An 11773-nucleotide genomic window follows, 5' to 3' on the forward strand; every position below is an offset into this window, starting at 1 on the left:
GATATATTATGAAAAAGGAGGAGGTTTTCATATGAAAAAAAACAAAATAACTTATATTATACGGTGCGCAGCAAGCCTTTTGATCGCGTTGTGTACGGTATGCGGTTCTATGCCGGTACCGGCTTTTGCACAGGAAACGGATCATACTACACAGTATTCTTCTTCAGAGCATGTATTGCGGGAGGAAAATAACTGGGATATCAGTGATGAGCTGATCATGCCCGGTGAAGTGTTTTATACAGAGCCAAAGTATGAGTTTTCTTATGAAAAATTACAAAGTGGTACGACACGCCTTACAGCATGGCCGAGATATCTTCATGCAACACTTACCCTGAATAAGCCGGATGGTGAAGAGGGAGGAGAGGCAAGATGGTATACAGATGCATTGGTGCGGAGTACCCCGGACACCTCGAAGGTCGTTCCGGGTAAGACAAATTCATATAATGTAATTAAAATGGCATATGACAAGGGAGATTTATCGTCTCTTCAATCGGATGACACCTGCAGGGATGCCTTACAGGAAGCAATCAAAGGGGAGAAACAGGTGACGGCCGGCTACCGGAACGATACGGGTCTTCCGATGGTCCTGGAACAGGTTCGAGGCGGCTCGACGATAGATGAAGGACAGGTTTACGGCGGCGAGTTTGGAATGGATCTGCTGGTTGATGCATGGTCTACGCACAACTGGGGGTGTACGATTCGTTTTTACGAGCCTTATTATAATTTGTCGTATGAGCTTTATGGGATGGATGGAGAATTTACGGAGGAAGAGAAGAAAGCACTGCCGGACCGATATTATATCCAGAGGGAAAAACAGGAGCTTGTACTGCCAAATCCGATTCGACCCGGTTATCACTTTGAAGGATGGTTTGGGGGACTTGTTGGTGTTTCTGATGTAAGTCAAAAGGAGGGAAATACCATCTTATCCTTTGACTGGGAACACAATTTAAAGGATGCTGGTTTTGGAGGAACAAGTGATCAGACCCTGAGTGCACAATTTGAGCAGGGACTTACGGTTACCTTTAACCCAAACGGAGGTCAGTTGAAGGAGGGTGATCCTGCTATTCGTGAGATTGATACGACGGATTATGAGGTAAACCAGTTTTTTGATATTAACGAATGCGTTCCCGTACGCGAGGGATATCGATTCGTGGGATGGTGTACCTCTCCGTCCGCAAGTGATGCCAGCCTGATCAAAAATACCGGGAATTCGGACTGGATTGTTGATTGGGCGAAGGACACATATAATCGTTTACAGATAGATTCATATGATATTCAGCTTTATGCAAAATGGGCAAAAGAAGATCCATGTGCAAAAGGTCATACGCCACAGGAAACCCTGACACAGGCGACTGCGGAAAGTGATGGAAGGATTGTGACAAAGTGCTCTGTCTGTGGCAAAACACTTTCAGAAACGGTCATAAAAAAGGCATCGGATATCTGTCTGTCTGACACCTCTTACACATATAACGGGAAAGAAAAGACGCCGCAGCTTGTGGTAAAAGACAGTGAAGGAAAGCAATTAAATCTCAATACTGATTATACGGTTACTTATGCAAAGGATCGAAAGAATGTTGGCTGCTATGATGTTACCATCACATTTGCGGGCAATTACAATGGAACAGTAAATAGAACATTCACCATTGAGCCAAAGCAGGTAAATCTCTCGAAGGTCAAAGCAGGCAGAAAAAAAATCACCGTCAAATGGAAAAAACAGGCGGTGCAGACAACGGGATATGAGATACAGTATGGTACATCGTCCGGATTTGAAGGCGCAAAGACGGTTACCGTATCAAAAAATAAAACAAAAGGAAAAACAATTTCTAAACTCAAGGCGAAGAAAAAGTATTATGTAAGGATTCGTGCATATAAAACGGTTAAGGTGAAGGAACGATCCGTAAAAATATATTCTTCGTGGAGCAAAGTACGGAAGATAAAAGTAAAATGATTCTCTACTCTCCGTAGATAGTGGAATTCCTCCGGATGCTTTACAACAGGATCAATGATAGAAGGAAGATGAATACAGAGAAAATATATAAGGAGCTTATATGCGATTGTATATAAGCTCCTTTGTGTTGAAAAATTATGGATTTGTAACTATGCAGATTCGATTTCATAGGTAAATCCGGCATCGGTGATTGTTTTGAGAGTGCCGTCAATGCTCTGGCCGCCCTCTGTCAGATAACCGGAAGCAAAAATGGAATCGACTACGCTTAAAAGCTTCTTTTCCTGTCCCTTAAAATAGACTTCTCTTCCGGCAGCGCAGCGGATATCTGTCTTTGGAACCAGAAGTCTGGCAAGGCAGAGTACCTTCAGACAATATTCTGTGGTCAGTCCGGAGGTGTCGGCATCTCCCAGTGGAGTGCCCTTGATCGGCAGCAGGAAATTGATCGGAAGTGCCTCCGGCTGGATCTCCCGCAGCGCCAGAAGCATATCCACGATATCTTCCTTACTTTCGCCCATACCCACAATACCACCGCTGCAGATCTCAAAGCCGAGTCTCTGAAGCATATGGATATTTTCCACACGCTGCTCGAAGGTATGAGTCGTACAGATATTATGGTAGAAGGAACGGCTGCTGTTCAGATTATGGTTAATACGGTCAAGACCGGCATCTTTAAGCATCTTTGCCTGCTTTTCTGTCAGAAATCCGATGGAGCAGCAAAGGTGTGTTCCGTTTTCTTTCATTTTGCGGATGCGGCGGGCCAATTCTTCAATTTCCTGATCGGTAAATTTCATACCGCTTAAGCCGATGCAATGTCTGGACAAATGATGCTCATTGACAAAGTCATTATTGTGATATAACTTATCCTCATCGACCCATTTATATTTATCAATATCTGCTTTGGAACGGCAGGACTGGGCGCAGTAAGCGCAATCCTGTGAACAGTTTCCGCTTCGTGCATTAGTCAGAATATGGATGCTGACACGGTTTCCTTTGTATTTGTGACGTAAAGCGGAAGCCCGGTCGAGCAATTCCTGAAGCTGATCATCCGGTGTGTTTAAAATGGCAATAGCATCCTCTCTGGAAAGAACAGGATCTGCCTCTTTATCATATGTTGTGTTCATAAGTATCCTCCATTCGCATAAAAACATAATAATTTGCACGCTTTTTACTGTAACACACAAAAAAGAAAATTGTCAACCGAAATAACAAAATGGTTGACGAAAGAAAAAATATTAAATATCCGTTATGTGATCTATTAGCATTTTTTAGGTAATTTTATTATTATTTCATTTTCACACATTGCACAACCCTTCTCGTTGTGTTACAATAAAGAAAACGCAGTGCGAGGAGGATGATTATGGACACAGCGAAAGTGATCAGAGAGTTGAGAGAAGGGACCGGGATGTCGCGGAGGAAGTTTTCTGAGCATACCGGTATTCCTGTGCGTACACTGGAGGACTGGGAGGCAGCCAGACGTACTCCGCCGGAGTATATTCCGAGACTGATCGGTTATCAGTTAAAATACGAGGCATTGATCGCGGAAAGGGAGGACAGGTGATATGCTGTTTATTTGTTACCCGAAATGTTCAACATGTCAGAAGGCTAAAAAGTGGCTTGACGAGCATAATATAAAGTATACAGAACGCCATATAGCAGAGGAGAATCCCTCCTATGATGAATTGAAAAAGTGGCATGAGACAAGTGGGCTTCCTCTGAAAAGATTTTTTAATACCAGTGGATCAGTTTACAGAGAGCTGCAGCTCAAGGACAGGCTGGCTGCGATGAGTGAAGAGGAGCAGCTTCAGCTTCTGTCAGAAAATGGCATGCTTGTAAAGCGTCCCATGATAGTGAAGGATGATACAGTACTTGTGGGATTTAAGGAAGCAGAATGGACAGAGAAGCTGATATAGAGGGGAAAATATCTGCAGTATCACAGAATATTTTGCTGAGAGAAAATAAACGAAGGGAGATTCGATCATGTTTAACATTGCAATCGCACAATCCGGAGGACCGACAGCGGCGATCAATGCCACATTAGCGGGGGTATTTGCAAGGGCAGAGAAGACGGAGGAGGTGGATGAGATTTATGGTGCACTCAATGGTATTGAGGGGATCATAAATGATCATTTGATCAATCTGCGGCATATTATTATGAATGAGGAGGACAAGGATCTTCTAATGAAGACTCCATCCACGATTCTTGGTTCATGCCGGTACAAGCTTCCGTCTCTGGAGGAAGATGATTTACAGTATAAAACGATTGTTGAGAATCTTCAGAAGCATCACATCAAGGTGTTTTTCTATATCGGAGGCAATGATTCCATGGATACTGTGATGAAACTGGATGCCTATCTTAAGAGGGAGCAGATTGATATCTGTGTTGTAGGAGTTCCAAAGACTATTGATAACGATCTGATGGAGACAGATCATACGCCCGGTTTTGGCTCTGCAGCAAAGTATGTGGCGATTTCTTTACAGGAGATTATCAGGGATTCACGGGTTTACTCGATTCCATCCGTCACTATTGTAGAGATCATGGGAAGGGATGCCGGATGGCTTGCCGCTTCCTCCTGTGTTCTTCGGGCAAACGGAGAGCCGGCGCCCCACCTGATCTATCTGCCGGAGAGTACATTTACTTTAGAGCAGTATATTCAGGATGTCAAAAATGCCATGACAAGATATAAGGCAGTTATCATCGCTGTTTCAGAGGGCGTGACGTTCCCGGATGGAGGGTCAGAGGAACAGGCGAAGGATGCCTTTGGCCATACACAAAATGCCGGCATTGGAAAGAAACTGGAGGAGTACACGGCAAAGCATTTTCAGTGTAAGGTGCGTTCCATTGAGTTAAATGTGATGCAGCGTTGCAGCAGTCATGCCGCTTCTTTGACAGATCTGGAGGAGTCTGAGCGTATTGGAGGAGCCGCCGCAGAATTTGGCATTGAGTATCATCAGAGTGGTATTATGGCAGCGTTTAAACGGATCAGCAATAATCCGTATCGGGTAGAGATCATTCCATGTCCTGTTCAGGATGTAGCAAATAAGGAGAAGAAATTTCCGGTGGAATGGATCTCTCCGGAGGGCAATAATGTCACGGTAGATGCGTTGAATTACTTTCTGCCGCTGATCAAGGGAGAGCCGGTGCTCAAGTACAAGAACGGGATTCCGATGCATTTCCGGATTGACCAGTAAGATAAAGGCTCAGCAACATAGGCGCAGATCACAAAATTTATGTAGAGAAATCAAGACTGGTATGTTAAAATAAAAAGAGCAGCTACAGGCTGATAAAATTTGAGAAAAGGACAGGGATATTATGTTATTAGAAGAAATCAGAAAGAAAATCGTAGATTATGGTAATCAGCTTATTTCGTCAGGTCTGACTATTGGAACTGCCGGAAATATCAGTATTTATGATCCGGAGACAGGATATATGGCAATCAGCCCATCAGGGATTCCTTATGCACAGACAACGCCGGAGGATGTCGTTGTTATGGATCTTCAGGGCAATGTTGTGGATGGAAAGCGCAAGCCTTCCAGCGAAAATGGGCTTCATGCTGCATTTTATCTGGAGAAACCGGATGCCCGTGCAGTCGTTCACGCACATTCTATGTATTGTACAACACTTGCCTGTGCCGGTGTTGACTTAAAGGCGACTCATTATGCAATCGCAGATACCGGTGTTGCAACGGTGCCAACAGTACCTTATTTTACATATGGAACACCGGAGCTGGCAGCTGCGGTTCGTGAGTGTCTCCGTGGTACTGACAGTAAGGCGCTTCTCATGGCAAATCATGGCATGGTTGCATATGGTGACTCTTTGGAGAAGGCATTTGCAGTCGCTATGACATGTGAGTGGTGTGCTCAGGTTGAGTGGCGTGCAATGGCAATCTCGACTCCGAATGTGCTGTCTGATGAGCAGATGGCTGAGGTGATTGAGCATTACAAAACCTATGGTCAGGCAAAAGAAGACGGAAAGAAATCACAGGGCTATTTTGGATAGGAGACAGCGTAAAAACTTTATTTTTATACCGCTGGGTTCTGGAACGCAGTCACAGAGCCGGCGGCTGAGAAAGGAATGAATGATTCTTATGTACGAGTTTAAAGAGGAATTTAAGACGGGAATTGATCAGATCGATCAGGAGCATAAACGTCTTTTTGAGATAGCAGATCAGATTTACGAGCTGAAAAACAAAGAATTTGTGCATGACAAATATGACGAGATCCGTTCCATTCTGGAGGAGCTTCGGGATTATACAGACACGCATTTTGCTCACGAAGAAGCTTATATGGAGTCTATTGGTTACAAAAACATGTTTATGCAGAAGGTACAGCATGATGTCCTGCGCAGACAGATGGCGGAGTGGAATCTGGATTCGATTGATGAGCATCAGGAGGAAACGATTGATGAGATCTTGTCGATCGTGACGGATTGGCTTGTGGATCATATTCTCACTTATGATAAGCAGATTGGAACAAAATAGCGGATATGTGTATCGTTCACAAAAGTTTCACACAAAATTAGCACTCAACCATTGACGCGGCTAACAAAAAGTGCTATAACATATTTCGAAGATAAGAAAAGGTTTTAAAGTCTAAGTGCCTATGAAGCTTCATTGGGAAACTCATATTTCCGACACTTGTCACAAGAAGGAAAGGAGTAATGACTTATGTTAAGACCTAGTATTTTTGGAGAAAATTTATTTGATGACTGGATGGAGGATTTTCCGTTTGAGAAGGATTTTGAAAAGGCAATGTATCCGGCAAAGAAAGCATTGTACGGAAAACATGCAAAGAATCTGATGAAGACGGATGTCCGGGAGACAGACGATGCATATGAGATAGATATTGATCTGCCTGGTTTTAAGAAAGATGAGATTACAGCACAGCTAAAGGATGGATGTATTGTAATTTCAGCAGCCAAGGGACTGGATAAAGATACCAAGGAAAAGAAAAACGGAAAGTATATCCGTAAGGAGCGTTATGCCGGCAGTATGAGCAGAAGTTTTTATGTTGGTGAAGATATTACAGAGGATGAGATTTCTGCGAAATTTGAAAATGGTATTTTGCAGTTGAAGGTTCCGAAGAAAGATGGGCAATCGGCGGAAAATAAGAAATGTATTACTATTGAAGGATAACATTATTAATAAATAAAGGACAAATATCAGTTCCCCGGCAGGGCAAAGTACTCTGCCGGGGAATTTTCTATGAAATAAAGTGATCAATCAGTCAAAATATACAAAAATATAAAAAATAGCAATAAAAAGTTGACAAAATGTCACATTGGCGATACAATAATTATGTCAATGAGGTGTGCAACTTTGATATATTTTTTGAAAATCAAAGGGTATTCCGCAAAAATATAATAATCACAGGAGGACGATACAATGAGAAAGACAATTAAGAGAGTATTTTCGGTAGCATTAGCAGCTACAGTAGCAGTTTCCGGTGTTGCTTACACTGGTACAAAGGCAAGCGCAGCCAGCAGCTACAAAGCTGTTATGGGTTATGCTGACACAAAATGGAACTGGGCTGGCGGTAATGATTCTTCTAAGGATACCAACAAGACTGCTGTTACAGTAAAGAACAAGAAAGGTACTGCTACATATACAGTTACTCTTAAAAACAAGAAATCTAAGAATGTAGACGCCCAGGTATTCTATGTTGATATCAAGGATATTCTTAAGGATCACAGTGCAAAGAAGATTAAGGTTTCCGGTGTTTCTGTTAAGTGCGATGGAAAGAAAGTTTCCGGTATGAAGGCTGTTGCAGCCGGTCAGCTTGAGAAGAAAGAGGATCCAAACAAGTATCGTATTTCTATCTACAATAGAGTAGGAAACAAGCAGAATGGTGATAAGACTGCAAGCTACCCTGCAAGCTATGGTAAGAAGTTCAAATTCAAGAAGAGCATTTCTGTTACATTCAAGCTTACAATTAAATAATGACAGACAGAAAATGATCGTAAGGTGATTTTGCTTACTCTTTTCTCTATTATAAATGAGGGGTCGTTGCGTAAAGGCAGCGGCCCTTCAATTTTATTGACCACATTCTTTGTTTCATGCTATAATTAAATAATATGGGAAATATGTTGGAAAGGAGAAGTCCATGGCAGAGAAAAAGATGGTACAGACCAGAAAAACAACTGGTTCAAAATCGGGAAAAAGAAAAACAACGGCTGCAAAAGCATCACAAAGCAATGTGAATATTGCGGCGATGGTAAAGAAGCTGACAGAACCATTGGTGTTTGGTCTGGATATAGGTACCCGCAGTATTGTTGGCACAGTAGGATATCGCACCTCCACAAATGGATTTGTTGTGGTGGCACAGGAGTCGGTGGAACACGAGACAAGAGCGATGCTGGATGGACAGATCCATGATATACAGGCTGTTGCGGACACGATCATTCAGGTGAAGCAGAAGCTGGAGCAGTTGATCGGGAGAAAATTGACGGATGTTTGTATTGCAGCAGCCGGACGTGTTTTAAAGACGGTTGTAGCATGTGCAGAGATGCATTTTAATTATGAGACGGTAGTGACCAATGAGCATGTTTATTCCTTGGATATGCTTGGTGTGGAAAAGGCATATGATCTGCTGAGACAGGAGCAGCAGAATGATGATATTCATTTTTATTGTGTGGGGTATTCTGTGATCCGCTATTATCAGAATGATTATCCGATTACAAATCTGGAAGGACACAAAGCCAATACGATCCGTACAGAACTGATCGCTACATTTCTGCCCGATGAGGTGGTGGATGGTCTTTATGCTGCGGTAGAAAAGGCCGGTCTTTATGTGGCGAATCTTACTCTGGAGCCGATTGCGGCTATGAATGTAGCGATACCGGAGAAGTTCCGTTTACTGAATATTGCTTTGGTGGATGTGGGAGCCGGTACATCTGATATTTCGATCACGAATGATGGCAGTATTATTGCCTATGGAATGATTCCGTCTGCCGGAGATGAGATTACGGAAGCGTTGGCGAGACATTATCTGCTGGATTTTGGTGAGGCAGAGAAAATGAAATGTCAGAGTACCATGCGAAAGCAGGTGACCGTTCATGATATTATGGGACTGTCACATAAAATATCTTCTGAAGAAATTGCAGAGGTGGCAGAACCGGTGGTGCGGGAAATTACCACCAGAGTTGCAGACCGGATCAAGGAGCTGAATGGAGGCAAGCCGGTCAGCGCTGTGTTTGTAGTAGGCGGCGGAGGAAAAATGATGGGCTTCGAGGAGACCCTTGCGGATAATCTTGGAATTCCGAAGGAACGAGTGGCTTTGAGGGGATCCGAGGTGATGGGGCAGATAGAGTTCTTACAAAAAAATATCAAAGTAGATTCTCTTCTGGTGACACCGGTAGGCATTTGCCTGAACTATTATGAACAGAAAAATAATTTTATATTTGTGACATTAAACGGAGAACGAATCAAGCTGTATGACAATAGTAAACTGACAGTAGTAGATGCGGCTATGCAGATGGGATATCCGAATGAAGACCTTTTTCCGAAGAGAGGAAAAGCACTCAACTATTCTGTAAATGGAGAGAAACGGATGAAACGCGGGGAGCCGGGGGATTCTGCAGTGGTAAATCTCAATGGGAAAGAAAGCGCATTAAGTGGAGCTCTTTCACAAAATGATAAGATTGAGATCAAGGCATCTACAGCAGGAAAGGATGCTGTGATGACAATCGGAGAGATCCAAGAGTATCATTCCGCGATCCATTTTATATTTAACAGAAAACCCATTACATGTCCAAGGTTCGTACAGGTAAATGGAGAACTGGTCTCCCAGTATTATGAGATACAGGAAAATGACGAGATAGAAATTCTGGAATATTATACTCTGGAGCAGGTGCTGGAGTTTATGGACATTGTCTGCCGGGGCAGAGCATATGTAAATAATGCGTCAGCAGACATGGAGACGAAGGTGTATGATAATTTTACTATTGCCTGTGAGATTAAAAAGGAAGAGCCGAATTATCAGGAGCTTATAAAAGAGTATGGCGAAGGACAGGTTCCGGAAGCTGTTTTAAATGGAGAAATGCAGGAGGCTGAGCAGGTAGCGGAAGGTCATATCACAGAGAAGGATATGGAATCCGGAGAGATATCCTCCCAGCGACAGGATGCAGAGGATGCCAAAACGGACGATAGCATTCCGGGTAACGTGACAGAAGATATTCCTAAGGTGAAAGGAGCGTCAGATCACCAGACGGCAGAAGGGGCTTTAGAGTCACAGCAGCCGGTTTCCGGCTTGCAAAAGACATCACCGGAAGGTGTTGAACTGCCCATAACAGTCAATGGAGATCCGGTGATACTGAAAAACAAAAAGGAATATATTCTCGTAGATGTTCTTGATTTTTATCCATTTGATCTGTCCGTGGCAAAAGGAAATCGTCTGGAAACTCTGATCAATGGTGTATCCTCTGATTTTACGTCGCCGGTACATGAAAATGATGAGGTAAAAATATACTGGGTATAACAAGGAAAGGAAGAGAAAGATCATGCAGATATGTAGTATTGCCAGCGGAAGCAGTGGCAATTGCATTTATATAGGAGACGGAGATTCCAGAATTCTGATCGATGCGGGAGTCAGCCGCAAAAGGATTGTGGACGGTCTGAAGTCGATTCATGTGTCACCGGAAAGTCTTGATGCGATTTTTGTGACCCACGAGCATACAGACCATATTCAGGGGATTCCAATGATGACAAAGTATTTCCATGTGCCGATTTACGGCACTGCCGGAACTTTGGATGGAATCCGTCAGAAGGACAGCAAGGGGCTTGTGACTATGGAGCATTTATATCAGGTTTATGCAGATCGTCCGGTGACGATTGGAAGTCTGGAAGTGACACCGTTTCATATGTCTCACGATGCGGCAGACCCGGTGTGCTATACAGTAGAGGCTTCCGGCCACAAGGTTGGTATGGCGACAGACTTAGGTGTTTATGATGACTACACGATCTCTCATCTGGAGGGGAGTGAGGTCATTCTTTTGGAGGCAAATCACGACATCAGTATGCTGGAAACAGGACCCTACCCGTATTCATTAAAATGTCGTATTTTAAGTGAACGGGGACATTTGTCCAATGAGGATGCGGGAGAGCTTTTATGCCGGCTTCTTCATGATGATCTGAAATATATCTTCCTGGCACATCTTTCCAAGGAAAATAATTATCCGGAGCTTGCTTATGAAGCGGTCAAATGTAAGCTGTGGGAAGAATTGGGGATGAATGTACTGCCCTTTGATCTGTCGGTGGCAAAAAGGGATAAACCTTCTAAACTTGTGCTGACAGGTGGAAATGAGCAGAATACGGAGACAGGGCAGTTATCCATGGATTTTCTGGAATCAGCTCTCTAATGGAAAGCACCAATAAATGAATTATCATTTTAAGTTATTAAATTTAAAATATAAGAAAATAAAAGCCGAAGCGGCGATAGCAGCAAGGCGGAAATGAGGGAATCATGAGAAAGATTGTAATTACAGTAGTTGGAAAAGACAGCGTTGGAATTATTGCGGGAGTATGTACTTATCTTGCAGATCATCAGGTAAATATTCTGGATATTTCCCAGACGATCGTAGACGGTTTCTTTAATATGATGATGATCGTTGACACAGCAAAATGCGATAGCGATTTTGATACCTTTGCGGCAGATCTGGAAGAGATTGGCAAAGAGCTGGGTTGTATTATCCATGCACAGCGTGAGGATATTTTTGACCAGATGCACAGAATATAATGAACTCTGACGAGTTCATATTAGAAGTTGCTTCGCAACTTCGCTGTACTAGTGATGTTACACTGATGGCTCCGAAATCTGGGGCTGGAGAGACGT

At 43.1% G+C, this 11773-nt stretch carries 12 protein-coding genes; 11 read left to right on the plus strand and 1 reads right to left on the minus strand.

Annotation, left to right across the window (positions count from 1 at the left end; translation table 11 throughout):
- The first annotated feature begins 31 nt into the window (after positions 1 to 31).
- Positions 32 to 1948: a fibronectin type III domain-containing protein gene (locus H8704_RS02555; protein ID WP_249297198.1), complete on the plus strand. Its 1917-nt coding sequence runs from the start codon at positions 32 to 34 to the stop codon at positions 1946 to 1948.
- A 149-nt stretch (positions 1949 to 2097) separates the two neighbouring features.
- On the opposite strand, the gene bioB is transcribed toward H8704_RS02555, so the two are convergent.
- Complete coding sequence (bioB, locus tag H8704_RS02560) at positions 2098 to 3069, minus strand: biotin synthase BioB (RefSeq protein ID WP_249297200.1); 972 nt, start codon at positions 3067 to 3069, stop codon at positions 2098 to 2100.
- Between the two features lie 236 nt (positions 3070 to 3305).
- Here bioB and H8704_RS02565 point away from each other — a divergent pair, with 236 nt between their 5' ends.
- The 10 genes from H8704_RS02565 (at position 3306) to H8704_RS02610 (ending at position 11677) form a co-directional block, all read left to right on the plus strand.
- Positions 3306 to 3506: a helix-turn-helix domain-containing protein gene (locus tag H8704_RS02565; RefSeq protein WP_118676650.1), complete on the plus strand. Its 201-nt coding sequence runs from the start codon at positions 3306 to 3308 to the stop codon at positions 3504 to 3506.
- A 1-nt stretch (position 3507) separates the two neighbouring features.
- Complete coding sequence (locus H8704_RS02570; RefSeq protein WP_118676652.1) at positions 3508 to 3858, plus strand: arsenate reductase family protein; 351 nt, start codon at positions 3508 to 3510, stop codon at positions 3856 to 3858.
- Positions 3859 to 3925: 67 nt separating this feature from the next.
- Positions 3926 to 5137, plus strand: coding sequence for a 6-phosphofructokinase (locus tag H8704_RS02575; RefSeq protein WP_249297202.1), 1212 nt, complete (start codon positions 3926 to 3928; stop codon positions 5135 to 5137).
- A 121-nt stretch (positions 5138 to 5258) separates the two neighbouring features.
- Complete coding sequence (locus H8704_RS02580) at positions 5259 to 5945, plus strand: class II aldolase/adducin family protein (RefSeq protein ID WP_022464619.1); 687 nt, start codon at positions 5259 to 5261, stop codon at positions 5943 to 5945.
- A gap of 88 nt (positions 5946 to 6033) precedes the next feature.
- A complete protein-coding gene (locus H8704_RS02585; RefSeq protein ID WP_249297204.1) occupies positions 6034 to 6426 on the plus strand; it encodes a bacteriohemerythrin in 393 nt (130 codons plus the stop codon).
- Positions 6427 to 6612: 186 nt separating this feature from the next.
- Complete coding sequence (locus H8704_RS02590; protein WP_022464617.1) at positions 6613 to 7080, plus strand: Hsp20/alpha crystallin family protein; 468 nt, start codon at positions 6613 to 6615, stop codon at positions 7078 to 7080.
- 249 nt (positions 7081 to 7329) lie between these two features.
- Entirely contained in the window at positions 7330 to 7884 is a 555-nt protein-coding gene (locus H8704_RS02595; RefSeq protein ID WP_118676656.1) for a hypothetical protein, read from the plus strand.
- A gap of 163 nt (positions 7885 to 8047) precedes the next feature.
- Positions 8048 to 10420, plus strand: a complete 2373-nt coding sequence (locus tag H8704_RS02600; RefSeq protein ID WP_249297206.1) for a cell division FtsA domain-containing protein — start codon at positions 8048 to 8050, stop codon at positions 10418 to 10420.
- Between the two features lie 22 nt (positions 10421 to 10442).
- The gene (locus tag H8704_RS02605) at positions 10443 to 11300 is read left to right on the plus strand and encodes an MBL fold metallo-hydrolase (RefSeq protein ID WP_022464614.1); all 858 of its coding nucleotides are present in this window, start codon (positions 10443 to 10445) and stop codon (positions 11298 to 11300) included.
- Between the two features lie 104 nt (positions 11301 to 11404).
- Positions 11405 to 11677, plus strand: coding sequence for an ACT domain-containing protein (locus H8704_RS02610; RefSeq protein WP_022464613.1), 273 nt, complete (start codon positions 11405 to 11407; stop codon positions 11675 to 11677).
- Positions 11678 to 11773: the final 96 nt, after the last annotated feature.

Origin of the sequence: Jutongia huaianensis, from assembly GCF_014384985.1 — a bacterium.
Classification (GTDB): Bacteria; Bacillota; Clostridia; order Lachnospirales; family Lachnospiraceae; genus Jutongia; species Jutongia huaianensis.